We start from the raw sequence: 24,691 nt of genomic DNA on the forward strand, positions 1-24,691 counted from the left end.
CCGTTGACCCACCGACCGGCCCGACCCGGCCGTACGAACGAGAAGGCATCCACGTGAACTGGGACGACGACACCGCCGCCGAGGCCCCCGACGCCGAGGCGCGCATCGTCGGCGCCTCCGCCGAGGGCGACGACCAGGCCGTCGAAGCGGCCCTGCGCCCCAAGGACCTCAACGAGTTCGTCGGCCAGGAGAAGGTCCGCCAGCAGCTCGACCTGGTCCTCAAGGCAGCCCGCCAGCGCGGCGCCACCGCCGACCACGTCCTGCTCTCCGGCGCGCCCGGCCTCGGCAAGACCACCCTGTCGATGATCATCGCGGCCGAGATGAACGCGCCGATCCGCATCACCTCCGGCCCCGCCATCCAGCACGCCGGAGACCTCGCCGCGATCCTCTCCTCCCTCCAGGAGGGCGAGATCCTGTTCCTCGACGAGATCCACCGCATGTCCCGGCCCGCCGAGGAGATGCTCTACATGGCGATGGAGGACTTCCGCGTCGACGTCATCGTCGGCAAGGGCCCCGGCGCCACCGCCATCCCGCTCGAACTCCCGCCCTTCACCCTGGTCGGCGCCACCACCAGGGCCGGGCTCCTGCCGCCCCCGCTGCGCGACCGCTTCGGCTTCACCGGCCACATGGAGTTCTACGACCCGGCCGAGCTCCAGCGGGTGATCCACCGCTCCGCCGGACTCCTCGACGTCGAGATCGACCCGGCCGGCGCCGCCGAGATCGCCGGCCGCTCCCGCGGCACCCCCCGCATCGCCAACCGTCTGCTGCGCCGCGTCCGGGACTACGCGCAGGTCAGGGCCGACGGCGTGATCACCCGGGAGATCTCCGAGGCGGCCCTCAGCGTGTACGAGGTCGACGGCCGCGGCCTCGACCGGCTCGACCGCGCCGTCCTCGAAGCGCTGCTGAAGCTCTTCGGCGGCGGACCGGTCGGGCTCTCCACCCTCGCGGTCGCGGTGGGGGAGGAGCGCGAGACCGTCGAGGAGGTCGCCGAGCCCTTCCTCGTACGCGAAGGCCTGCTGGCCCGCACCCCCCGTGGCCGGGTCGCCACTCCGGCGGCCTGGGCACACCTCGGACTCGTTCCGCCGCAGGCAGCGGGCCCGGCGGCGCCAGGAAGCGGACAACAGGGGCTCTTCGGGGCGTGACGGGGCTGACACTCGCCCGGACAGGAACCGGGGTGCGATGCTGGACGTTGTTCCATCGATGCGGACTCGCCTAGACTCCGCCGATGCCGCCCTTTCTGGTCGGCGCGCCCACCCCCGAAGATCAGGCCGCGGGTTCTCCGCGACCGTGCGAAGGAAACCCGTCCCGTGAGCATCGTGACCCTCCTCCCCTTCATCGTCCTCATCGGGGCCATGTTCCTGATGACCCGCTCTGCCAAGAAGAAGCAGCAGGCGGCGGCGCAGATGCGTGACGAGATGCAGCCCGGTACCGGCGTACGCACGATCGGGGGGATGTACGCCACCGTCAAGGAGATCGGCGACGAGACCGTTCTCCTCGAGGTCGCGCCCGGCGTGCACGCCGTCTACGCGAAGAACGCCATCGGCGCCGTCCTCCAGGACTCCGAGTACAACCGCATCGTCCACGGCGACGACGAGGAGTCGGACTCCGACACCGTCGTCCCGGACGACGCCTCGTCGCTGACCGGGGCCACCGACGGCACGGAGACCGCCGAGGACGCGGAGCCCAAGGCCGATCTGACGAAGAAGTCGGACCCGGCCGAGGCCGCCGCCGAAGGCCAGAAGGACGGCAAGACCGACGGCGAGACCGACGCGAAGTAGTCGCGGCCGGGGACTCCGCGCACGCCCACCGGCGCGCGCGGTCCCCGGAACGGTTCCACGTCTGCGGGGGAAGGTCCCCACACACACTTCGTGGCCGTCTCACGCATACCCGGCGGAAGACGGTTGGACAGGGAGATACGACAGGTGGCAGCACCGAAGAAGGGCCGAAGGCCGGCGGGGGGACAGAGCCGGCCGGGCCGCGCCCTGGCACTCATCCTGATCGCCATGGTCGCGCTCACCGGCGGCATGTTCTGGTCGGGGCACACCACCCCGCGTCTGGGCATCGACCTCGCCGGCGGTACGTCGATCACGCTCAAGGCCAAGGCTGAGCCGGGCCAGGAGTCGGCGGTCAACGAGACCAACATGAACACCGCCGTCGGCATCATCGAGCGCCGTGTCAACGGTCTCGGCGTCTCCGAGGCCGAGGTCCAGACGCAGGGCCGCGAGAACATCATCGTCAACATCCCTCGCGGGACGAACGAGAAGCAGGCCCGGGAGCAGGTCGGTACCACCGCCCAGCTCTACTTCCGGCCCGTTCTCGCGGTGACGAACGGCGGAGCCGCTCCGGCGCCGAGCGCCAGCTCCTCCGGCTCCCCCTCGGCCACGCCGAAGCCGTCCGCCTCCACCTCCGGCTCGTCCGTCGGTGAGAAGCCGGCCAGCCCGACGGCCACCGCCTCCACCCAGGGCCGTGCGCTCACCGACGCCCTCAAGGCCCCGAGCCCCACGCCCACCGGCAGCGCCTCGGCCTCGTCCTCCGCGACGCCGAAGGCCACCGGCACCCCCTCGGCGACCCCGAAGCCCGACGCCGCCACCGCCGCGCTCGAGCAGAAGTTCTCCGCTCTGAACTGCCTCGACCCCAAGCAGCGCTCCGCCGCCGGCCAGGGAGTCAAGCCGACCGAGCCCACCGTCGCCTGTGGCGAGGACGCCCCCGGCGTGTGGTCGAAGTACCTCCTCGGCCCGGCCGAGGTCGAGGGCCGTGACGTCGACGACGCCAAGGGCGCGCTCGACCAGCAGCGCGGCATGTGGATCGTGACCATGGACTTCACGGACGCGGGTTCGAAGAAGTTCCAGGCGATCACCAGCAAGCTGTCGGCGCAGGCCGACCCGCAGAACCGCTTCGCGATCGTCCTGGACGGCGAGGTCGTCTCGGCTCCCTCGGTGCGCCAGACGCTCAGCGCCAGCGCCGAGATCTCCGGCAACTTCAACCAGCAGTCGGCCCAGGACCTCGGCAACATCCTGTCCTACGGTGCCCTGCCCCTCACCTTCGAGACGCAGAGCGTCGACACCGTCACCGCCGCCCTCGGCGGTGACCAGCTGGAGGCCGGCCTGATCGCCGGCGCCATCGGTCTCGGACTGGTCATCATCTACCTGGTCGCGTACTACCGCGGCCTGTCGCTGATCGCCATCCTCAGCCTCGGCGTCTCCGCGCTCCTCACCTACGTGATCATGGCCCTGCTCGGCCCGGCCATCGGCTTCGCGCTGAACCTGCCGGCCGTCTGCGGAGCCATCGTCGCCATCGGTATCACCGCGGACTCGTTCATCGTCTACTTCGAGCGCATCCGCGACGAGCTCCGTGAGGGCCGCTCGCTCCGCCCGGCCGTCGAGCGCGCCTGGCCGCGTGCCCGCCGCACCATCATGGTCTCCGACTTCGTGTCGTTCCTGGCCGCGGCCGTGCTCTTCATCGTCACCGTCGGCAAGGTCCAGGGCTTCGCCTTCACGCTCGGCCTGACCACCCTGCTCGACGTCGTCGTGGTGTTCCTCTTCACCAAGCCGGTCATGACGCTCCTCGCGCGGACCAAGTTCTTCGGCGAGGGCCACGCCTGGTCGGGCCTCGACCCGAAGCGTCTCGGCGCCAAGCCGCCGCTGCGCCGCACCCGCCGTGCCTCCGCTTCCGCCGCTGGCCCCGTCGACCCGAAGGAGGCGTGAGATGTCGAAGCTCGGCGATCTCGGCGCCCGGCTCCACCGCGGTGAGGTCGGCTACGACTTCATCGGCAACCGCAAGATCTGGTATGGCCTGTCCATCCTGATCACGATCACCGCCATTGTCGCCCTGGCCGTCCGCGGCCTCAACATGGGCATCGAGTTCCAGGGCGGCGCCGTCTTCACCACCCCGAAGTCGGAGGTCTCCGTCAGCCAGGCGCAGGAGTTCGCGGAAGAGGCCTCCGGCCACGACGCGATCGTCCAGCAGCTCGGCAACGGCTCCCTGCGCATCCAGGTCGGCGGCCTCGACACCGCGCAGTCCGACCAGGTCCGCTCGGAGCTCGCCAAGGACATGAACGTCCCCGAGGACAAGATCGCGGCGGAGCTCGTCGGTCCCAGCTGGGGTGAGCAGATCGCCAACAAGGCCTGGACCGGCCTGGGGGTCTTCATGATCCTCGTGGTGATCTATCTGGCCATCGCCTTCGAGTGGAGAATGGCGGTCGCGGCGCTCATCGCCCTCATCCACGACCTCACGATCACCGTGGGCATCTACTCGCTGGTGGGCTTCGAGGTCACGGTCGGCACGGTGATCGGTCTGCTGACCATTCTCGGATATTCGCTGTACGACACGGTCGTCGTCTTCGACTCCCTGAAGGAACAGACCAAGGACATCACCAAGCAGACCCGCTTCACGTACAGCGAGCTGGCCAACCGCTCGATCAACGGCACTCTGGTCCGTTCGATCAACACCACCGTCGTCGCGCTGCTGCCGGTCGCCGGCCTGCTCTTCATCGGTGGCGGCGTCCTCGGCGCCGGCATGCTCAACGACATCTCGCTGTCGCTGTTCGTCGGTCTCGCCGCCGGTGCGTACTCCTCGATCTTCATCGCCACCCCGCTCGTCGCCGACCTCAAGGAGCGCGAGCCGGCGATCAGGGCCCTCAGGAAGCGCATCCTCGCCAAGCGGGCCGCCGCCAGGGACGAGCAGGCGGACGGGCCGTACACGGACGGGGCGGAGGCCGCCGTCGTGGGTCCCCGCGCCGGCCGCCGCGGCCGCGCGCAGGAGCACCGAGGATGACCGACGAGGCCCAGGGCGTCACCGCACTCCTGCTCAGCCGCATCCGCGACGTCCCCGACTATCCGAAGCCGGGCGTGCTGTTCAAGGACATCACGCCACTGCTCGCGGACCCCGAGGCGTTCACCGCGCTCACCGACGCCCTCGCCGCGCTGTGCTCCGCGCACGGCGCGACGAAGATCGTCGGACTCGAGGCGCGCGGCTTCATCCTGGCCGCCCCGGTGGCCGTCCGCGCGGGCCTGGGCTTCGTCCCGGTCCGCAAGGCCGGCAAGCTCCCCGGGGCCACGCTCCGCCAGGCGTACGAGCTGGAGTACGGCACCGCCGAGATCGAGGTGCACGCCGAGGACCTGGCCGCGGGCGACCGCGTCATGGTCATCGACGACGTCCTCGCCACCGGTGGTACGGCCGAGGCCTCGATCGAGCTCATCCGCCGCGCGGGCGCCGAGGTGGCGGGCGTCGCGGTCCTGATGGAGCTCGGCTTCCTCCCGGGCCGCGCCCGGCTGGAGCCCGCCCTGGACGGGGCGCCGCTCACGGCGCTCATCCGAGTCTGACCGTCCACGACCGACGCTCCCCGGCCCCCCTGAGGGCCGGGGATACGACGACGGGCGCCCGGGACCTCCCGAGGCGCCCGTCGCCGTTTCCCGAGGTCGGAGCCCCTTCCGCCGGAGCCCCCCGCAGGTGAGGGCCACCGCGTGCGCATCGGCACTCCCGGCTCGATACCATGGGCATTCCGGGCCTGTCCGGGGGACCCGGTACCTCCCTCAGACTCCGTCCGGGGGGACCCCAGAGGAGCGCTCTTGCCAGACGAGGCCCAGCCACTCTCCGCCGCGCAGCCCGACCCGAAGGCCGACCAGGCCGCGCCGGGGACCGGCACGCCCCAGAACAAGCCCGCGGAGACGGGGCCCACGCCTGCCGCGCCCGCACCGCCCGCCGCCGAGGCCCCGGCCCCCGCCCGGCCCGCCCCGGCCCCGCCCGCCCGCTCGGGCGGTTCGTCCAACCGCGTCCGCGCCCGCCTCGCCCGGCTCGGCGTCCAGCGCTCCTCCCCGTACAACCCGGTCCTCGAACCGCTGCTGCGGATCGTCCGCTCCAACGACCCGAAGATCGAGACGGCCACGCTCCGCCAGGTCGAGCGGGCCTACCAGGTCGCGGAGCGCTGGCACCGGGGACAGAAGCGCAAGAGCGGCGACCCGTACATCACGCACCCGCTCGCCGTCACCACCATCCTCGCCGAGCTCGGCATGGACCCGGCGACGCTGATGGCCGGCCTGCTGCACGACACCGTCGAGGACACCGAGTACGGGCTCGACACCCTCCGCCGGGACTTCGGCGACCAGGTCGCCCTCCTCGTCGACGGCGTCACGAAGCTCGACAAGGTCAAGTTCGGCGAGGCCGCCCAGGCCGAGACCGTCCGCAAGATGGTCGTCGCCATGGCCAAGGACCCGCGCGTCCTGGTCATCAAGCTCGCGGACCGCCTGCACAACATGCGCACCATGCGCTATCTCAAGCGGGAGAAGCAGGAGAAGAAGGCCCGCGAGACCCTCGAGATCTACGCGCCCCTGGCCCACCGGCTGGGCATGAACACCATCAAGTGGGAGCTGGAGGACCTCGCCTTCGCGATCCTCTACCCCAAGATGTACGACGAGATCGTCCGGCTGGTCGCCGAGCGCGCCCCCAAGCGGGACGAGTACCTCGCCATAGTGACCGACGAGGTCCAGACCGACCTCCGTGCCGCCCGCATCAAGGCCACCGTCACCGGCCGCCCCAAGCACTACTACAGCGTCTACCAGAAGATGATCGTCCGCGGCCGTGACTTCGCGGAGATCTACGACCTGGTCGGCATCCGTGTCCTCGTCGACACCGTCCGCGACTGCTACGCCGCTCTCGGCACCGTCCACGCGCGATGGAACCCGGTCCCCGGCCGGTTCAAGGACTACATCGCGATGCCGAAGTTCAACATGTACCAGTCGCTGCACACGACGGTCATCGGACCCAACGGCAAGCCCGTCGAGCTCCAGATCCGCACCTTCGACATGCACCGGCGCGCCGAGTACGGCATCGCCGCGCACTGGAAGTACAAGCAGGAAGCCGTCGCCGGCGCCTCCAAGGTGCGCGCCGACGTGCCGAAGAAGGCCGGCAAGGACGACCACCTCAACGACATGGCGTGGCTGCGCCAGCTCCTCGACTGGCAGAAGGAGACCGAGGACCCCAGCGAGTTCCTGGAGTCCCTGCGCTTCGACCTCTCCCGCAACGAGGTCTTCGTCTTCACGCCCAAGGGCGACGTCATCGCCCTGCCCGCCGGCGCCACGCCCGTCGACTTCTCCTACGCCGTCCACACCGAGGTCGGCCACCGCACCATAGGCGCGCGCGTCAACGGGCGGCTCGTGCCGCTCGAATCCACCCTCGACAACGGCGACCTGGTCGAGGTCTTCACCTCCAAGGCCGCCGGCGCGGGGCCCTCCCGCGACTGGCTGGGCTTCGTCAAGTCCCCCCGCGCCCGCAACAAGATCCGCGCCTGGTTCTCCAAGGAGCGCCGGGACGAGGCCATCGAGCAGGGCAAGGACGCCATCGCGCGGGCCATGCGCAAGCAGAACCTGCCGATCCAGCGGATCCTCACCGGCGACTCCCTCGTCACCCTCGCCCACGAGCTGCGCTACAGCGACATCTCCTCGCTGTACGCGGCGATCGGCGAGGGCCATGTCACCGCCCAGTCCATCGTGCAGAAGCTGGTCCAGGCGCTCGGCGGCGAGGAGGCGGCCACCGAGGACATCGACGAGGCCACGATGCCGACGCGGGGCCGGTCCAAGCGCCGCTCCAGCGCCGACCCGGGTGTCGTCGTCAAGGGCGTCGAGGACGTCTGGGTGAAGCTGGCCCGCTGCTGCACCCCCGTGCCCGGCGACCCGATCATCGGCTTCGTCACCCGGGGCAGCGGCGTATCGGTCCACCGCAGCGACTGCGTCAACGTGGAGTCGCTCTCCCGCGAGCCCGAGCGGATCCTCGAGGTCGAGTGGGCCCCCACGCAGTCCTCGGTCTTCCTCGTCGCCATCCAGGTCGAGGCGCTCGACCGGTCCCGGCTGCTCTCGGACGTGACCCGGGTCCTCTCCGACCAGCACGTCAACATCCTGTCGGCGGCCGTCCAGACCTCCCGCGACCGGGTGGCCACCTCCCGCTTCACCTTCGAGATGGGCGACCCGAAGCACCTCGGCCACGTCCTGAAGGCCGTGCGGGGCGTGGAGGGCGTCTACGACGTCTACCGCGTCACCTCGGCCCGCAGGCCCTGAGGCAGGCACCACGAGGAAGGCCCCCCGGCAGCGAGCCGGGGGGCCTTCCTCGTACGGTCACGGCGTCAGCCGCCGAACTCCTCCAGGCCCTTCAGAGCCTGGTCGAGCAGGGCCTGGCGGCCCTCCAGCTCGCGCGAGAGCTTGTCGGCCTTGGCGTCGTTGCCTGCGGCACGGGCCGCGTCGATCTGCTTGCGCAGCTTCTCGACCGCGTCCTGGAGCTGACCGGTGAGACCCGCGGCACGCGCGCGTGCCTCCGGGTTCGTCCGGCGCCACTCGGCCTCCTCGGCCTCCTGGATCGCCCGCTCCACCGTGTGCATCCGGCCCTCGACCTTGGGACGGGCGTCCCGCGGCACGTGGCCGACGGCCTCCCACCGCTCGTTGAGGGAACGGAAGGCCGCGCGCGCCGCCTTCAGATCCGTCACCGGCAGCAGCTTCTCGGCCTCGGTCGCGAGCTCCTCCTTCAGCTTGAGGTTCTCGGTCTGCTCCGCGTCCCGCTCGGCGAAGACCTCACCCCGCGCCGCGAAGAACACGTCCTGGGCGCCGCGGAAGCGGTTCCAGAGGTCGTCCTCGTGCTCGCGCTGGGCGCGGCCGGCCGCCTTCCACTCCGTCATCAGCTCGCGGTAGCGGGCCGCCGTGGTGCCCCAGTCGGTGGAGTTCGACAGGGACTCCGCCTCGGCGACCAGACGCTCCTTCGCCTTGCGGGCGTCCTCGCGCTGGGCGTCCAGCGAGGCGAAGTGGGCCTTGCGGCGCTTCGAGAACGCCGAGCGGGCGTGCGAGAAGCGGTGCCACAGCTCGTCGTCGGACTTGCGGTCGAGCCGGGGGAGGCCCTTCCACGTGTCCACGAGGGCCCGCAGCCGCTCGCCCGCGGAGCGCCACTGCTCGCTCTGGGCCAGCTCCTCGGCCTCCGCGACGAGCTTCTCCTTGGCGGCGCGCGCCTCGTCGGTCTGCTTGGCCTTCTGGGCCTTCCGCTCCTCGCGGCGCGAGTCGACCGTCTCGACCAGCTTGTCGAGGCGGGTCGCGAGCGCCGCGAGGTCACCGACGGCGTGGTGCTCGTCGACCTGCTGCCGGATGTGCTCGATCGCCGCGGTGGCGTCCTTCGCCGAGAGGTCGGTGGTCCTCACCCGCTTCTCGAGGAGGCCGATCTCGACAACCAAGCCCTCGTACTTGCGCTCGAAGTAGGCCAGGGCCTCCTCAGGGGTGCCGGCCTGCCACGATCCGACGACCTTCTCACCCTCGGCCGTCCGCACGTACACGGTGCCCGTCTCGTCGACGCGGCCCCACGGGTCGCTGCTCACAGCGCCTCCTCACCATGATGCCGTCGCGGGGTCGTACCCCCCGGGCATCGTCCACAGTTTCCCGGCGGGCCTCGCCCGCCTTCCGCAGCGCGGCCGACGGCCCAACGCTGCACAACGCCAATCTAGGCGAACCGCGGCCCGGCTGTCCGCACTCAGCGCGACCGAGATTCGACGGTCACGCGCGGGTGCGGACGCCCGGCTCACTTCTTCGCGACGGTCGCCTTCTCGATGGTGACGGCCTTCTTCGGAGCACCGTCCGTGCCACCGTCCGCGACACCCGCGGCGGCGACGTCCTGGACCGCCTTCAGGCCGGCCGCGTCGATCTTCCCGAACGGGGTGTAGCTCGGCGGCAGCTGGGTGTCCTTGTACACGAGGAAGAACTGCGAGCCGCCGGTGTTCGGCTGCGAGGTGTTCGCCATCGCCACGGTGCCGGCCGGGAAGGTCACCGTGCCGCCCGCTCCCGCCTTGCCCAGGGCGTCCAGGTTCTCGTCCGGGATGGTGTACCCCGGGCCGCCGGTGCCGTCGCCCTTGGGGTCACCGCACTGGAGCACGAAGATGCCCCCGGTGGTGAGGCGGTGGCACTTGGTCCCGTCGAAGTACTTCTTGTCGGCGAGGCTCTTGAAGGAGTTCACCGTGCGCGGGGTCTTCGCCGCGTCCATGGTGATCGTGATGTCACCCTCGTTGGTCTTCAGGGCCATGGTGTACGTGCCCTTGGGGTCCACGGACATCTTCGGCTCCGCGCTCGCCGACTCGCTGCCCGTGGGCGCCGGAGTGGTGGGCGCGTCGCTCGCCACGTCGTCCGAGCCCTTCGGGGAGTTGTCGTCCGTCAGCGCCACGGACGCGTACACGGCGCCGCCCGCAGCGAGGACCACCGCGAGGGCGGCAGCGACGACGGTGTTGCGGCGCTTCGCCTTGCGCCGGTTCTCCTCCCGCCGCTGCTGCTGCCGCGCGTACTTCTCCCTGGCAAGCTGCCGCCGCCGCTGATCGCTGGTGACCACCGGTTCCGCTCCTGTCGCTCGTCTGTTCCTGTCCTGGCCGGATGTGCCCGTACCGTATACGGGTTGGCTGTGGAAGCGGCACCGCCGGTAGGCTCTGATCTGCTGAATCCCGTCATTCCCGTGATTTACGCGCCCGCCGCCGGACGACGACCAAGGACGAGACGTGCTGATTGCAGGCTTCCCCGCAGGGGCCTGGGGGACCAACTGCTACCTGGTCGCCCCCGCCGCAGGCGAGGAGTGCGTGATCATCGACCCGGGCCACCAGGCCGCCCAGGGAGTCGAGGAGACGCTGAGGAAGCACCGGCTCAAGCCCGTCGCCGTCGTCCTCACGCACGGACACATCGACCACGTCGCCTCCGTCGTCCCGGTGTGCGGTGCCCATGACGTCCCCGCGTGGATCCACCCGTCCGACCGCTTCATGATGAGCGACCCGGAGAAGGCCCTCGGCCGCTCCATCGGGATGCCGCTCATGGGCGAGCTGACCGTGGGAGAGCCCGACGACGTGCGGGAACTCGCCGACGGCGCCGAGCTGAAGCTCGCCGGTATGGAGTTCTCCGTCGCCCACGCGCCCGGTCATACCAAGGGGTCGGTGACCTTCAGGATGCCGGAGACCACGGAGATCCCCTCCGTGTTCTTCTCCGGGGACCTGCTGTTCGCCGGCTCCATCGGACGCACCGACCTTCCCGGCGGTGACATGGACGAGATGCTCGCTTCGCTGGCGCGTGTGTGCCTGCCGCTCGACAACTCGACCGTGGTGCTGTCGGGACACGGTCCCCAGACGACCATCGGCCAGGAGCGCGCCACGAACCCCTATCTGCGGGACGTGGCCGCCGGCCTCGGGAGCACGGACGCTCCCCGACGAGGAATGTGACGAGACTTTCGTGAGCACCTTCAAGGCCCCCAAGGGCACCTACGACCTGCTGCCTCCCCGCTCCGCGACGTTCCTCGCGGTGCGCGAGGCGATCGCCGCGCCGCTGCGGAACTCCGGCTACGGCTACGTCGAGACCCCCGGCTTCGAGGACGTGAAGCTGTTCTCCCGCGGCGTCGGCGAGTCCACCGACATCGTGTCCAAGGAGATGTACACCCTCACGACCAAGGGCGGTGACGAGCTGGCCCTGCGACCGGAGGGCACCGCGTCCGTCCTGCGCGCCGCGCTCCAGGGCAACCTGCACAAGCAGGGGAACCTGCCGGTGAAGCTCTGGTACTCCGGCTCGTACTACCGCTACGAGCGGGCCCAGGCGGGCCGCTACCGCCACTTCTCGCAGGTCGGCGCCGAGGCGATCGGCGCCGAGGACCCGGCGCTCGACGCCGAGCTGATCATCCTGGCCGACCAGGCGTACCGCTCCCTCGGCCTGCGGAACTTCCGCATCCTGCTGAACTCGCTCGGCGACAAGGAGTGCCGTCCCGTCTACCGGGAGGCCCTCCAGTCCTTCCTGCGCGGGCTCGACCTCGACGAGGACACCCTCCGCCGCGCCGAGATCAACCCGCTGCGCGTCCTCGACGACAAGCGCGAGTCCGTGCAGAAGCAGCTCGTCGGCGCCCCGCTCCTCGGCGACTACCTGTGCGACGCGTGCAAGGCGTACCACGAGGAGGTGCGCGCCCTGATCACCGCGGCCGGCGTCGCCTTCGAGGACGACGGCCGGCTGGTGCGCGGCCTCGACTACTACACCCGCACGACCTTCGAGTTCGTCCACGGCGGTCTCGGCTCGCAGTCTGCGGTCGGCGGCGGCGGTCGCTACGACGGCCTCTCCGAGATGATCGGCGGCCCCGCGCTGCCCTCCGTGGGCTGGGCACTCGGTGTGGACCGCACGGTCCTCGCCCTGGAGGCGGAGGGCATCGAGCTCGACCTCCCCGCCGCCACCAGCGTCTTCGCCGTGGCCATCGGCGAGGAGGCGCGCCGCCTGCTCTTCGGCAAGGTCACCGAGCTGCGCCGGGAAGGCATCGCCGCGGACTTCTCCTTCGGCGGCAAGGGGCTCAAGGGCGCCATGAAGGACGCCAACCGCTCCGGTGCCCGCTTCGCCGTCGTCGCCGGCGAGCGCGACCTGGCCGAGGGCGTCGTGCAGCTCAAGGACATGGAGTCCGGCGAGCAGCAGGCGGTCCCCGTGGACGGCCTCCTGGACGCGGTGCGGGCCAAGCTGGCCTGACGGACGGGAGGGCCGAGCCGGCCCGGCGGACCGTACGGACGGGAGGGGCCCGGACCCACGCACGCGCGTGGGTCCGGGCCCCTCCGTCGTCTCCTTATCCCCGGCGAACGGCGGACGCGGGGCGCGGTGCGGCAGAATGACCGTGGCCGACAGGCGGACGATCGAGGGACAAGGCGACATGACGAAGGCAGCGGTGGATCAGGCCGCGTCCGACCGGGACGGTGACGGCACGATCGGGGCGAGCCGGGCCCTCGCCTGGCTCCTCGTGATCACCGGAGCGGCCGGGGTGCTCGCCGCGTGGGTCATCACGATCGACAAGTTCAAGCTCCTCGAGGACCCCAACTTCACCCCGGGGTGCAGCCTCAACCCGATCGTCTCCTGCGGCAACATCATGAAGAGCGAGCAGGCCTCCGTCTTCGGCTTCCCGAACCCGATGCTCGGCCTCGTCACGTACGCCATGGTCGTCGCGATCGGTCTGGGCCTGCTCGCCGGGGCCCGCCACCGCCGCTGGTACTGGCTCGGCCTCAACGCAGGCACGCTCTTCGGGGTCGGCTTCTGCACCTGGCTCATGTACCAGTCGCTCTACGAGATCAACTCGCTCTGCCTGTGGTGCTGCCTGGCCTGGGTCGCCACCATCGTCATGTTCTGGTACGTGACCTCGCACAACGTCCGCCGCGGTGTCATCCCGGCCCCCCGCGGCCTCAGGACCTTCTTCGACGAGTTCACCTGGATCCTGCCCGTCCTGCACATCGGGATCATCGGCATGCTGATCCTGACCCGCTGGTGGGACTTCTGGACCGGCTGACGCCGGACCGCGCTGTCGGTGCCGTGACCTAGGCTTCATGACTGTGGAGCCCGACCTCTTTACCGCAGCAGCCGAAGACCGCCAGGAGAAGGACCCGTCCAGCAGCCCGTTGGCCGTCCGGATGCGCCCGCGCACCCTCGACGAGGTGGTGGGCCAGCGGCACCTGCTCAAGCCCGGCTCGCCCTTGCGCCGACTGGTGGGCGAGGGGGACGGCGGCCCCGCCGGCGCCTCCTCGGTGATCCTCTGGGGCCCGCCCGGCATCGGGAAGACCACCCTCGCCTACGTCGTCTCGAAGGCGACGAACAAGCGGTTCGTGGAGCTCTCGGCGATCACCGCGGGCGTCAAGGAGGTCCGTGCCGTCATCGACGGCGCCCGGCGCGCGGTCGGCGGCTACGGCAAGGAGACCGTCCTCTTCCTCGACGAGATCCACCGCTTCTCCAAGGCCCAGCAGGACTCGCTCCTGCCCGCCGTCGAGAACCGCTGGGTGACGCTGATCGCGGCCACCACCGAGAACCCGTATTTCTCGATCATCTCCCCGCTCCTCTCCCGCTCGCTGCTCCTCACCCTGGAGCCGCTGACCGACGACGACCTGCGCGGCCTGATGGCCCGGGCCCTCACCGGCGAGCGCGGGCTCGGCGGCGCCGTGACCCTGCCGGAGGATGCCGAGGCCCACCTCCTGCGCGTCGCCGGCGGCGACGCCCGGCGCGCCCTGACCGCCCTGGAGGCGGCGGCGGGAGCCGCCCTCGCCAAGGGCGAGCCGGAGATCACCCTGCAGACGGTCGAGGAGACCGTCGACCGCGCGGCCGTGAAGTACGACCGGGACGGCGACCAGCACTACGACGTGGCCAGCGCGCTCATCAAGTCGATCCGCGGCTCCGACGTGGACGCGGCCCTGCACTACCTGGCGCGCATGATCGAGGCGGGGGAGGACCCGCGGTTCATCGCCCGCCGACTGATGATCTCCGCGAGCGAGGACATCGGGCTCGCCGACCCGAACGCGCTGCCGATCGCCGTCGCCGCCGCGCAGGCCGTCGCCATGATCGGCTTCCCCGAGGCGGCGCTGACCCTGAGCCACGCCACCATCGCCCTGGCCCTGGCCCCGAAGTCGAACGCCGCGACGACCGCGATCGGCGCCGCCCTCGCGGACGTGCGGAACGGCCTCGCGGGATCGGTCCCGCCGCACCTGCGCGACGGCCACTACAAGGGCGCGGCCAAGCTCGGCCACGCCCAGGGCTATGTGTACCCGCACGACGTCCCGGGCGGCATCGCGGCCCAGCAGTACGCCCCGGACGCGCTCCACGGCAAGCACTACTACGAACCGACGCGCTACGGCGCGGAGGCGAGATACGCGGACGTGGTGGAACGGGTGAGGGCCCGCCTCAAGGGCGACGAGTAGGAGCGGCGGCCCGGGACTCCTGCCGCCCAGCCCGTCGGCCGGCCCCGTGCGAGGGCGCCCCGCGGACCCGGTACACTGGTCCGGATTGCTGCGTCCCGTGTCCGGCTCCGGTCGGCACCACCAGAACGGGACAGTCAGCCGGAGACCCGGCCCTCGGGCGGGGTTTCCAGGAGCGTCGCGCACCTTCGAAGGTGTCGCGTGCCACCCACCACCCCCCGTGTCCGCGGGAACGGCGGTGGGTCGTTCGCGTGCTGCACGTATGTGCCCAGACCTGGGAGCGGCTGCCCGGCAGGTCCGTCCCGTACGGACCCGGCGGGTTTCCCGGCTGCGGATGCGACCTCCCCTAACCCTGGTGAAGCCGTTTCACGAAGAGAGAGGTTGGTTCATGCCGAACCAGTCCCGTCCCAAGGTCAAGAAGTCGCGTGCCCTCGGCATCGCGCTGACCCCGAAGGCTGTCAAGTACTTCGAGGCCCGCCCCTACCCGCCGGGCGAGCACGGCCGTGGCCGCAAGCAGAACTCGGACTACAAGGTCCGTCTGCTCGAGAAGCAGCGTCTGCGCGCCCAGTACGACATCAGCGAGCGCCAGATGGCCCGCGCCTACGACCGCGCCAAGAAGGCCGAGGGCAAGACGGGCGAGGCGCTGGTCGTCGAGCTCGAGCGTCGCCTCGACGCCCTGGTCCTGCGTTCGGGCATCGCCCGCACCATCTACCAGGCCCGTCAGATGGTCGTCCACGGCCACATCCAGGTCAACGGTGGCAAGGTCGACAAGCCGTCGTTCCGTGTCCGTCCCGACGACGTCGTGATGGTCCGCGAGCGCAGCCGCACCAAGCCGCTGTTCGAGATGGCCCGCGAGGGTGGCTTCGCCGCCGACGGTGAGACCCCGCGCTACCTGCAGGTCAACCTGAAGGCCCTGGCCTTCCGTCTCGACCGCGACCCGAACCGCAAGGAAATCCCGGTCATCTGCGACGAGCAGCTGGTCGTCGAGTACTACGCCCGCTGACCCAGGCGTACTACCGCGGTTCCCGGCCCGCCGCTTCCCCGCCCTTTCCGGTGGGGGAGCCGGCGGGCTTCCGCGTTCCCGGGACCGCCGACGACCCCGCCGTACGGAAGGGGCGCGGGGCAGACGGCTCCGCCGCGCCGCACACGGCCGCCTTCCGGCCCACCGCGAGCGCGCGCTCCACCGCCTCCGCCGCCGAGAGCGCCTGGCCCGCACGGAACGCGGCGCCGTACGCCTCCGCCCCCAGCGCCTCCCGCGCCCGCTCCGCGCACAGCGACCTCGGCCCGTCGAAGGCCTCCGAGCCGAAGAGCCGGACACCCACCGTGTCCCACACCGGCACCGCCGCCCCCTGGAGGACCGCCGCCTCCACCGGGTCGCCCTCGCTCACCGCCACCAGCGCCAGCACCTCGATCGCGAGCACGAGCCCGACCAGGTCACGGAAGGAGTGGTTGATCGAGACGCACTCGGTCAGCAGCTCCCGCGCCTCCCCGTACGCGCCCCGCGTCCACGCCGAGTACCCCAGGACGTACAGGGCGTACGCCCGGGTCCAGAGCTCGCCCCGCTCCTCACAGATCTCCCGGACCTCCCGGCAGAGGACGACCGCCCCCTCCAGGTCGCCCCGGAAGGCCCGCGCCATCGCCACCTCGACCTGGCCCATCAGCACGTTGCTGTTCAGCTCGCCGAGCTCCCGGTAGGCGGCCAGCGCCCGGCCGATCAGCTCCTCCGCCCGCGCCATGTCGTCCGTCAGCAGGGCGAGACAGCCCATCCGGTGCGTCGCGTACGCCTCCGCCAGCGGGTTCCGCGAGGACCGGGCCCGCTCCCCGCACTCGTGGAGCGCCGCCACCGCCGCCGTACCGTCGCCCTGCAGCACCGCCACGTACCCGAGCACCCAGAGCGCCTTCAGCCGCGCCTCCTCGTGCCCGGACTCCAGCGCCAGCGCCCGCTCCAGCCAGTGCCGCCCCTCCGAGAGACGCCCGCAGCCCACCCACACGAACCAGAGCGTGCCCGCCAGGTGCTGGGCGAGATGCGCGTCCTCGGGGAGTTCGAGACACAGCTCCAGGGCAGCCCGCAGATGCGGCAGCGCCGACTCCGTGAGGGCCGCCACCTCCGTCTGGCGCGGACTGAACCACTCCAGCTCGCACCAGGTGGCCAGGCCCATGTACCAGTCGCGGTGCCGCCGCCGCATCCGCTCCGTGTCGCCGAGCGCCGCCAGCCACTCCGCCCCGTACGCGGCGACCGTGTCGAGCATCCGGTAGGCGGGACCGAGAGGCGTGTCCTCCCGGGTGAGCAGCGACTGCGCGAGCAGCCCGCCGAGCAGATCCAGGACCTGTTCGGCCGGCAGCTCCCGGCCCCCGCACACGTACTCGGCCGCCTCCAGGTCGAAGGGGCCGGGGAACACCGAGAGCCGCGCCCAGAGGAGCCGCTCCCGCGGGGTGCACAGCTCGTGGCTCCAGCCGATGGCCGTGCGCAGCGTCTGGTGGCGGGGGAGCGCCCCGCGCGCCCCCTGCGTGAGCAGCCGGAAGCGGTCGTCGAGCCGGAGGAGCATCTGCTCGACGGAGAGGAGCGGCAGCCGCCCGGCCGCCAGTTCGAGGGCGAGCGGGATCCCGTCGAGCCGCCGGCACAGCTCCTGCGCGGCGTCCTCGTCGGCCGGCGGGCCGGGCGCGCCCGCCTCCACCGCACGTTCCGCGAGCAGGGTCGTCGCGTCCGCCTCGCCCAGCGGCGCCAGCCGGAACACCGTCTCGCCCGCCACCCGCAGGGGCCGGCGTCCGACCGTCAGGACGGAGAGCCCGGGAGCGTGCGCGAGGAGCTCCCGTACGAGCGGGGCGCAGTGCTCGACGAGGTGCTCGAATCCGTCCACGACCAGGAGCAGCCGCCGCTCCGCGAGGTGGTCGAGGAGCACCTCGCGCGGGGGCCTCGGAGTGTGGTCCGTCAGGCCGAGCGCCTCGGCCAGGGCGTACTCGATCAGCTCGGGGTCCCGGAGCGGTGCCAGCTCGGCGAGCCGCACCCCGTCGCCGTAGCGTTTCTGCACTTCCGTGGCCGCCCGCAACGCGAGCCGGGTCTTGCCGACCCCGCCCACGCCCACGACCGTGACCAGGCGGGACCGTTCGAGGAGCGCCGTCAGGGCGGCCTGCTCTGCGGACCGGCCGACGAACCGGTTCAGCTCCGCCGGGAGATTGCTGCGTCGCATGGGACACGGAGCGTACTCACCGTGGCGCTCTCCGTACAATCGGTTCCCGTAACTCCCGTCGCACGGGCGGTAATGCGGTACGGCGGGACAGCGCGGGCGCGATAGGGTCTAGGAACGACTTTTCGCAAGGGCCCGACGACAGCAGAGAGCGGTGCAGAGTGACCGGTGGAGAGGTTGCCGGGATCCTGGTGGCCGTCTTCTGGGCGATCCTGGTCTCCTTCCTCGCCGTGGTGCTGGTGAGGCTGGCGCAGACGCTCAGGGCGACCACCAAAATGGTGGCGGACGTGACCGAGCAGGCCGTTCCCCTGCTGGCGGACGCCTCCGCGACCGTCCGCTCGGCCCGGACCCAGCTCGACCGGGTCGACGCCATCGCCTCGGACGTCCAGGAGGTCACCTCCAACGCCTCCGCGCTCTCCTCCACCGTCGCCACCGCCTTCGGCGGCCCGCTCGTCAAGGTCGCCGCCTTCGGGTACGGCGTGCGCAAGGCGCTCGGCCGGGGCGGGGAGAACGAGGACGCGCCGCGTACCTCCTCGCGACGTACTGTGATCGTCGGTCGTACCGTGCCGTCCTCGCGACGCCGGAAGCAGAAGGGCTGAGCCGCGATGTTCCGCCGCACGTTCTGGTTCACGGCCGGCGCAGCCGCCGGCGTGTGGGCCACCACCAAGGTCAACCGGAAGCTGAAGCAGCTGACCCCCGAGAGCCTCGCGGCCCAGGCGGCGAACAAGGCGATCGAGACCGGCCACCGCCTCAAGGACTTCGCCCTCGACGTGAGGGCGGGCATGGTCCAGCGAGAGGCCGAACTGGGTGAGGCACTCGGCCTCGACGCACCCGTCGCAGAGGACCGTGAACTCCCGGCGCCCCGCCGCAGGGCCGCGCTCGATCCCACCGCGCGCCCCACCACGACGCATTCAATCCCCACGATCACGTACAACCGGAATGAGGACCACTGATGGAGTCGGCTGAAATCCGCCGCCGCTGGCTGAGCTTCTTCGAGGAGCGCGGGCACACCGTCGTCCCTTCGGCGTCGCTCATCGCGGACGACCCGACTCTGCTCCTCGTCCCCGCCGGCATGGTGCCCTTCAAGCCCTACTTCCTGGGCGAGGTCAAGCCGCCCTTCTCGCGCGCCTCCAGCGTGCAGAAGTGCGTGCGTACGCCGGACATCGAAGAGGTCGGCAAGACCACCCGCCACGGCACGTTCTTCCAGATGTGCGGCAACTTCTCCTTCGGCGACTACTTCAAGGAAGGCGCCATCAAGCTCGCCTGGGAGCTGCTGACCACCTCGGTGGAGCACGGCGGCTACGGGCTGGAGCCGGAGAAGCTCTGGATCACCGTCTACCAGGAGGACGACGAGGCCGAGCAGATCTGGCGCGACGTCGTCGGCGTCCCCGCCGAGCGCATCCAGCGCCTCGGCAAGAAGGACAACTACTGGTCGATGGGCGTCCCCGGACCCTGCGGCCCGTGCTCCGAGATCAACTACGACCGCGGCCCCGACTTCGGCGTCGAGGGCGGCCCGGCCGTCAACGACGAGCGGTACGTGGAGATCTGGAACCTGGTCTTCATGCAGTACGAGCGCGGTGAGGGCTCCGGCAAGGACGACTTCCCGATCCTCGGCGAGCTGCCGTCGAAGAACATCGACACGGGCCTCGGCCTCGAGCGCCTGGCGATGATCCTCCAGGGCGTCCAGAACATGTACGAGACGGACACCCTCAAGGTCGTCATCGACAAGGCCACCGAGCTCACCGGCGTCGACTACGGCACGTCCCACGAGAGCGACGTCTCGCTCCGCGTGGTCGCCGACCACATGCGCACCTCCGTGATGCTCGTCGGTGACGGCGTCACCCCGGGCAACGAGGGCCGCGGCTACGTGCTGCGCCGCATCATGCGCCGCGCCGTCCGCAACATGCGCCTGCTCGGCGCCACCGGTCCGGTCGTCCAGGAGCTCGTGGACACCGTGATCAACACGATGGGCGAGCAGTACCCGGAGCTCGTCACCGACCGCAAGCGCATCGAGACCGTCGCCCTCGCCGAGGAAGGGGCCTTCCTCAAGGCCCTCAAGGGCGGCACCAACATCCTCGACACCGCCGTCACCGAGACCAAGGCCGCCGGTGGCACGGTCCTCTCCGGCGACAAGGCGTTCCTGCTCCACGACACCTGGGGCTTCCCGATCGACCTCACCCTGGAGATGGCCTCCGAGCAGGGCCTCTCCGTGGACGAGGACGGCTTCCGCCGCCTGATGAAGGAGCAGCGGGAGCGCGCCAAGGCCGACGCCAAGGCCAAGAAGACCGGCCACGCCGACATGACCGCGTACCGGGAGATCGCCGACGGCAACGGCGCCACCGAGTTCACCGGCTACACCAACACCGAGGGCGAGACCACCGTCGTCGGTCTCCTCGTCAACGGCGTCCCCTCGCCGGCCGCCTCCGAGGGCGACGAGGTCGAGGTCGTCCTCGACCGCACCCCCTTCTACGCCGAGGGCGGCGGCCAGATCGCCGACCAGGGCCGGATCCGGCTGCACAGCGGCGCGGTCATCGACATCCGTGACGTCCAGCAGCCCGTCCCGGGCGTCTCCGTGCACAAGGGATCCGTGCAGGTCGGCGAGGTCACCGTGGGCGCCACCGCCTACGCGAGCATCGACGTGCGCCGCCGCCTGGCCATCGCCCGCGCCCACTCGGCCACCCACCTCACCCACCAGGCGCTGCGCGACGCCCTCGGCCCGACGGCCGCCCAGGCCGGTTCAGAGAACCAGCCCGGCCGCTTCCGCTTCGACTTCGGCTCGCCGAACGCCGTCCCCGGCACGGTCCTCACCGACGTCGAGCAGAAGATCAACGAGGTCCTCTCGCGCGAGCTGGACGTCCACGCCGAGGTCATGCCGATCGACGAGGCCAAGCGCCAGGGTGCCATCGCCGAGTTCGGCGAGAAGTACGGCGAGAAGGTCCGGGTCGTCACCATCGGCGACTTCTCCAAGGAGCTGTGCGGTGGCACGCACGTCCACAACACCGCCCAGCTCGGCCTGGTGAAGCTGCTCGGCGAGTCCTCCATCGGCTCCGGCGTCCGCCGGATCGAGGCCCTCGTCGGCGTCGACGCGTACAACTTCCTCGCCAAGGAGCACACGGTCGTCGCCCAGCTCCAGGAGCTGGTCAAGGGCCGTCCGGAGGAGCTGCCGGAGAAGATCTCCGCCATGCTCGGCAAGCTTAAGGACGCCGAGAAGGAGATCGAGAAGTTCCGCGCGGAGAAGGTCCTCCAGGCCGCCGCCGGTCTCGTCGACTCCGCCCAGGACATCCGCGGCGTCGCCGTGGTCACCGGCCAGGTGCCGGACGGCACCGGGGCCGACGACCTGCGCAGGCTGGTCCTCGACGTCCGTGGCCGCATCCCGGGCGACCGCCCGGCCGTCGTCGCCCTGTTCACCACGGCCAACGGCAAGCCGCTCACGGTCATCGCCACCAACGAGGCCGCCCGCGAGCGCGGACTCAAGGCCGGTGAGCTGGTCCGCACCGCCGCCAAGACCCTCGGCGGCGGTGGCGGCGGCAAGCCGGACGTCGCCCAGGGCGGTGGCCAGAACCCCGCGGCCGTCGGTGAGGCCATCGCCGCCGTCGAGCGCCTCGTGGGGGAGACGGCGTGACGATGCGCCGCGGCCGCCGTATCGCGGTGGATGTCGGGGACGCCCGGATCGGGGTCGCCTCGTGCGACCCCGACGGGGTCCTCGCCACGCCGGTGGAGACCGTGCCGGGACGTGACGTCCCGGCCGCCCACCGGCGGCTCCGCCAGATCGTCGAGGAGTACGAGCCGATCGAGGTCGTCGTGGGTCTGCCCCGCTCGCTCAGCGGGCGGGAGGGCCCGGCCGCGACCAAGGTCCGTGCCTTCGCGGGGGAGATGGCACGCGGGATCGCCCCCGTGCCCGTCCGCCTCGTCGACGAGCGCATGACGACCGTGACGGCCACACAGGGCCTGCGGGCCTCGGGGGTGAAGGCGAAGAAGGGGCGGTCCGTCATCGACCAGGCCGCCGCTGTGATCATCCTGCAGAACGCTCTTGAGTCCGAACGGGTATCAGGTAATCCGCCCGGTGAGGGCGTCGAAGTGGTCATCTGATCGCGATACGGTAACGTTCCGCGCGATGCGGCGGTGTTCGAACAGCTGCCGCACTACGTAGAGGCGGATCGTCCGGAAGCCTCGCGGCTGTTTGGGGATCGATGACTGAGTATGGCCGGAGCCCCGGCTCCGAACCGTGGCACCCCGGGGACCCGCTCTACGGGGACCAGGGGTGGGAAGGCCAGCAGCAGCAGTACCCGCATCCGCAGCAGCCGAGCCAGTACGGGCACGGCGGCCAGGGCTACGAGGACCCGTACGGCCAGGCCGGTCACGGTACCCAGGGCGGCCAGGGGTACGAGGGCGACCCGTACCAGCAGCAGCATGCGCAGCAGTACGAGCAGCAGCCGCAGGGGTACGTGGACCACCAGTACCAGCAGCAGGCGCAGGCACACCAGTACCAGCAGTCGTACGAGCAGCAGCAGTACGGGACGGGGTACCAGGGTGGTTACGACACGCCCGGGCACCTCGGACAGCAGTACGACGGCAACTGGGAGACGAGCCAGGCGGCGATGGCCTACGGCACGCCCCCGGCCGATCCGTACGGCGGCCAGAACCCCGACCTCTACGGCACGCCCGAGGCGTACCCGCCGCCCCAGCCTCCCGGCCACCGGCAGAACCCGCCGGAGCCGGTGATCGACTGGGCGCCGGAGGAGGAGAGACACCCGGAGCCAGAACAGGAGCAGGAGGAGGAGAAACACCCCTTCTTCACCGGCGAGGACGACCCGGACGACGACTACGACGACCCGGCCCCCGGCCGTGGCTCGCGCGGCGGCGACCGCGAGCGCCGCAACAAGGCGAAGAAACGCAACGGCAAGAACGGCGTGGCCTGCCTGGTCGTCGCCCTCGTCCTGGCCGGCGGCGTGGGCGGCGTCGGCTACTTCGGCTACCAGTTCTGGCAGGGTCAGTTCGGCGAGGCGCCGGACTACGCGGGGAGTGGCAGCGGCGAGATCCAGGTGGAGATCCCGAAGGGAGCCCTCGGGACCGAGATCGGCAACATCCTCAAGAAGGCCGGCGTGGTGAAGAGCGTCGACGCCTTCGTCTCGGCGCAGCAGAAGAACCCCAAGGGCAACTCCATCCAGGACGGCGTCTTCACGCTCAGGAAGGAGATGTCGGCCGAGAGCGCGGTCGCGATGATGCTCAACCCCGCGAGCCAGACCAACTTCGTCATCCCCGAGGGCAAGCGGAACACCTGGGTGTACGACACCCTCGACAAGCGCCTCGACCTCAAGCCGGGCACCACGAAGGAGATCGCCCGCGCGAAGGCGGACTCGCTCGGCCTGCCCGACTGGGCCAAGAACCACGCGGACGTCAAGGACCCGCTGGAAGGGTTCCTCTTCCCGGCGAGTTACCCCGTCGCCAAGAACAGCAAGCCCGAGGACGCCCTCCGCAAGATGGTGTCCCGGGCGAACCAGGAGTACGCGAAGCTCGACCTGGACGCGAAGGCGCAGGCGCTCGGCCTCGAAGGTCCCTGGCAGCTGCTGACGGTCGCGAGCCTGGTGCAGGTCGAGGGCAAGTACAAGCACGACTTCGACAAGGTCGCGCGGGTCGTCTACAACCGGCTCAAGCCGAACAACGTGGAGACCGTGGGTCGCCTGGAGTTCGACTCGACGGTGAACTACCTCAGGGGCACGACCACCCTCGACGTCGGCACGGTCGAGGAGATGCGCAAGATCAAGGACCCGTACAACACGTACGCGTACGACGTGAAGGGACTCATCCCCGGGCCCATCAGCAACCCGGGCATCGAGGCGCTGAACTCGGCGATGAGCCCGGCCGACGGCCCGTGGTACTACTTCGTGTCGATCAACGAGAACAAGACCGTCTTCTCCGTGACGCTCAAGGAGCACAACCGGAACGTGGCGGAGTACCAGAAGGAACGGGAGCAGGGCCAGTGAGCAAGCAGCACCGCGCGGCCGTCCTCGGTTCGCCGATCGCGCACTCGCTCTCCCCGGTCCTGCACCGGGCCGCGTACGCCGAGCTCGGCCTCGACGACTGGTCGTACGACCGGTTCGAGGTCGACGAGGCCGGGCTGCCCGGTTTCGTGGGCGAGCTGGACGACAGCTGGGCCGGGCTCTCGCTGACCATGCCGCTCAAGCGGGCGATCATCCCGCTGCTCGACGAGATCAGCGACACGGCCGCGTCCGTCGAGGCCGTCAACACCGTCGTCTTCCGCGAGGACGGCCGGCGGGTCGGCGACAACACCGACATCCCGGGCATGATCGCCGCCCTGCGTGAGCGGAACGTCGAGAAGGTGGAGTCGGCGGCGATCCTCGGCGCCGGCGCCACCGCCTCCTCCGCGCTCGCCGCCCTCGCCCGGATCTGCGCGGGGCCCGTGACCGCGTACGTACGGAGCGAGGCGCGCGCCGAGGAGATGCGCGGCTGGGGCGAGCGGCTCGGCGTGGACGTCCGTACCGCCGCCTGGGACGACGCGGCGGAGGCGTTCACCGCGCCGCTGGTCGTCGCGACGACCCCCGCCGGGACGACGAACGCGCTGGCGACCGCCGTTCCGGACACCGTCGGCACCCTCTTCGACGTCCTCTACGACCCGTGGCCGACGGCGCTCGCCGCCGCCTGGTCCGACCGTGGCGGCAAGGTGGTCGGCGGCCTCGACCTCCTCGTCCACCAGGCCGTCCTCCAGGTCGAGCAGATGACGGGCGTGCCGCGGGCGCCGCTCGCGGCCATGCGGGCGGCGGGGGAGCGGGCGCTGGCCGCCCGGTAGGCTCGGACCGGCGCC

20 protein-coding genes are annotated in these 24,691 nt (G+C 71.1%); 17 read left to right on the forward strand and 3 right to left on the reverse strand.

Annotation, left to right across the window (positions count from 1 at the left end; translation table 11 throughout):
- Positions 1-53: 53 nt before the first annotated feature.
- The 6 genes from ruvB (at position 54) to AMK29_RS29130 (ending at position 8,048) form a co-directional block, all read left to right on the forward strand.
- Positions 54-1,142: a Holliday junction branch migration DNA helicase RuvB gene (ruvB, locus tag AMK29_RS29105; RefSeq protein ID WP_073818599.1), complete on the forward strand. Its 1,089-nt coding sequence runs from the start codon at positions 54-56 to the stop codon at positions 1,140-1,142.
- A gap of 165 nt (positions 1,143-1,307) precedes the next feature.
- Entirely contained in the window at positions 1,308-1,778 is a 471-nt protein-coding gene (gene yajC / locus AMK29_RS29110) for a preprotein translocase subunit YajC (RefSeq protein WP_073818601.1), read from the forward strand.
- Positions 1,779-1,922: 144 nt separating this feature from the next.
- Positions 1,923-3,704, forward strand: a complete 1,782-nt coding sequence (secD, locus tag AMK29_RS29115) for a protein translocase subunit SecD (RefSeq protein ID WP_073818603.1) — start codon at positions 1,923-1,925, stop codon at positions 3,702-3,704.
- A gap of 1 nt (position 3,705) precedes the next feature.
- A complete protein-coding gene (gene secF / locus AMK29_RS29120) occupies positions 3,706-4,773 on the forward strand; it encodes a protein translocase subunit SecF (protein ID WP_073818609.1) in 1,068 nt (355 codons plus the stop codon).
- Positions 4,770-5,321: an adenine phosphoribosyltransferase gene (locus tag AMK29_RS29125; protein WP_073818610.1), complete on the forward strand. Its 552-nt coding sequence runs from the start codon at positions 4,770-4,772 to the stop codon at positions 5,319-5,321. The genes secF and AMK29_RS29125 overlap by 4 nt, the downstream gene beginning before the upstream one ends.
- Positions 5,322-5,567: 246 nt before the next feature.
- Complete coding sequence (locus AMK29_RS29130; protein WP_073818611.1) at positions 5,568-8,048, forward strand: RelA/SpoT family protein; 2,481 nt, start codon at positions 5,568-5,570, stop codon at positions 8,046-8,048.
- Between the two features lie 65 nt (positions 8,049-8,113).
- On the opposite strand, the gene AMK29_RS29135 is transcribed toward AMK29_RS29130, so the two are convergent.
- Positions 8,114-9,343 carry a DUF349 domain-containing protein gene (locus tag AMK29_RS29135; protein WP_073818613.1) on the reverse strand — a complete coding sequence of 410 codons (1,230 nt, stop codon included), beginning with the start codon at positions 9,341-9,343 and terminating at the stop codon, positions 8,114-8,116.
- A gap of 200 nt (positions 9,344-9,543) precedes the next feature.
- Positions 9,544-10,341: a peptidylprolyl isomerase gene (locus AMK29_RS29140; protein ID WP_073818615.1), complete on the reverse strand. Its 798-nt coding sequence runs from the start codon at positions 10,339-10,341 to the stop codon at positions 9,544-9,546.
- Positions 10,342-10,504: 163 nt separating this feature from the next.
- Between AMK29_RS29140 and AMK29_RS29145 the strand changes: the two genes are divergently transcribed.
- The 5 genes from AMK29_RS29145 to rpsD all read left to right on the forward strand — a co-directional run bounded on the left by AMK29_RS29145 (position 10,505) and on the right by rpsD (position 15,686).
- Positions 10,505-11,212 (forward strand): MBL fold metallo-hydrolase, encoded by a 708-nt coding sequence (locus AMK29_RS29145; RefSeq protein ID WP_073818616.1) that lies wholly within the window; start codon positions 10,505-10,507, stop codon positions 11,210-11,212.
- 10 nt (positions 11,213-11,222) lie between these two features.
- Positions 11,223-12,485, forward strand: coding sequence for a histidine--tRNA ligase (gene hisS, locus AMK29_RS29150; protein WP_073818618.1), 1,263 nt, complete (start codon positions 11,223-11,225; stop codon positions 12,483-12,485).
- Positions 12,486-12,663: 178 nt separating this feature from the next.
- On the forward strand, positions 12,664-13,290 hold the full coding sequence (locus AMK29_RS29155) for a vitamin K epoxide reductase family protein (RefSeq protein WP_073818830.1): 627 nt from the start codon (positions 12,664-12,666) through the stop codon (positions 13,288-13,290).
- A 43-nt stretch (positions 13,291-13,333) separates the two neighbouring features.
- Positions 13,334-14,686, forward strand: coding sequence for a replication-associated recombination protein A (locus tag AMK29_RS29160; protein WP_073818621.1), 1,353 nt, complete (start codon positions 13,334-13,336; stop codon positions 14,684-14,686).
- A gap of 385 nt (positions 14,687-15,071) precedes the next feature.
- Positions 15,072-15,686, forward strand: a complete 615-nt coding sequence (gene rpsD / locus AMK29_RS29165) for a 30S ribosomal protein S4 (RefSeq protein WP_015032311.1) — start codon at positions 15,072-15,074, stop codon at positions 15,684-15,686.
- A 10-nt stretch (positions 15,687-15,696) separates the two neighbouring features.
- On the opposite strand, the gene AMK29_RS29170 is transcribed toward rpsD, so the two are convergent.
- A complete protein-coding gene (locus tag AMK29_RS29170; protein ID WP_073818622.1) occupies positions 15,697-17,871 on the reverse strand; it encodes an ATP-binding protein in 2,175 nt (724 codons plus the stop codon).
- A 158-nt stretch (positions 17,872-18,029) separates the two neighbouring features.
- On the opposite strand from AMK29_RS29170, the gene AMK29_RS29175 reads away from it, so the two are divergent.
- The 6 genes from AMK29_RS29175 (at position 18,030) to AMK29_RS29200 (ending at position 24,676) form a co-directional block, all read left to right on the forward strand.
- Complete coding sequence (locus tag AMK29_RS29175) at positions 18,030-18,467, forward strand: DUF948 domain-containing protein (protein ID WP_073818624.1); 438 nt, start codon at positions 18,030-18,032, stop codon at positions 18,465-18,467.
- Positions 18,468-18,473: 6 nt separating this feature from the next.
- Positions 18,474-18,821 carry a DUF6167 family protein gene (locus AMK29_RS29180; RefSeq protein ID WP_073818625.1) on the forward strand — a complete coding sequence of 116 codons (348 nt, stop codon included), beginning with the start codon at positions 18,474-18,476 and terminating at the stop codon, positions 18,819-18,821.
- Positions 18,821-21,490: an alanine--tRNA ligase gene (alaS, locus tag AMK29_RS29185; protein ID WP_073818626.1), complete on the forward strand. Its 2,670-nt coding sequence runs from the start codon at positions 18,821-18,823 to the stop codon at positions 21,488-21,490. Before AMK29_RS29180 ends, alaS begins: the two co-directional genes overlap by 1 nt.
- A 2-nt stretch (positions 21,491-21,492) precedes the next feature.
- Complete coding sequence (ruvX, locus tag AMK29_RS29190) at positions 21,493-21,957, forward strand: Holliday junction resolvase RuvX (protein ID WP_056566744.1); 465 nt, start codon at positions 21,493-21,495, stop codon at positions 21,955-21,957.
- A 101-nt stretch (positions 21,958-22,058) separates the two neighbouring features.
- On the forward strand, positions 22,059-23,852 hold the full coding sequence (mltG, locus tag AMK29_RS29195) for an endolytic transglycosylase MltG (RefSeq protein ID WP_073818627.1): 1,794 nt from the start codon (positions 22,059-22,061) through the stop codon (positions 23,850-23,852).
- Positions 23,849-24,676: a shikimate dehydrogenase gene (locus AMK29_RS29200; protein WP_073818629.1), complete on the forward strand. Its 828-nt coding sequence runs from the start codon at positions 23,849-23,851 to the stop codon at positions 24,674-24,676. The genes mltG and AMK29_RS29200 overlap by 4 nt, the downstream gene beginning before the upstream one ends.
- Positions 24,677-24,691 lie beyond the last annotated feature (15 nt).

The sequence above is a fragment of the Streptomyces sp. CB02261 genome, assembly GCF_001905665.1.
Lineage (GTDB): Bacteria > Actinomycetota > Actinomycetes > Streptomycetales > Streptomycetaceae > Streptomyces.

Coding starts and splice junctions, on each gene's coding strand:
- secF (WP_073818609.1), top strand. CDS start 3,706: ATGTCGAAGCTCGGCGATCTCGGCGCCCGGCTCCACCGCGGTGAGGTC.
- AMK29_RS29125 (WP_073818610.1), top strand. CDS start 4,770: ATGACCGACGAGGCCCAGGGCGTCACCGCACTCCTGCTCAGCCGCATC.
- AMK29_RS29155 (WP_073818830.1), top strand. CDS start 12,664: ATGACGAAGGCAGCGGTGGATCAGGCCGCGTCCGACCGGGACGGTGAC.
- rpsD (WP_015032311.1), top strand. CDS start 15,072: ATGCCGAACCAGTCCCGTCCCAAGGTCAAGAAGTCGCGTGCCCTCGGC.
- AMK29_RS29170 (WP_073818622.1), bottom strand. CDS start 17,871: ATGCGACGCAGCAATCTCCCGGCGGAGCTGAACCGGTTCGTCGGCCGG.
- AMK29_RS29180 (WP_073818625.1), top strand. CDS start 18,474: ATGTTCCGCCGCACGTTCTGGTTCACGGCCGGCGCAGCCGCCGGCGTG.
- alaS (WP_073818626.1), top strand. CDS start 18,821: ATGGAGTCGGCTGAAATCCGCCGCCGCTGGCTGAGCTTCTTCGAGGAG.
- ruvX (WP_056566744.1), top strand. CDS start 21,493: ATGCGCCGCGGCCGCCGTATCGCGGTGGATGTCGGGGACGCCCGGATC.
- mltG (WP_073818627.1), top strand. CDS start 22,059: ATGACTGAGTATGGCCGGAGCCCCGGCTCCGAACCGTGGCACCCCGGG.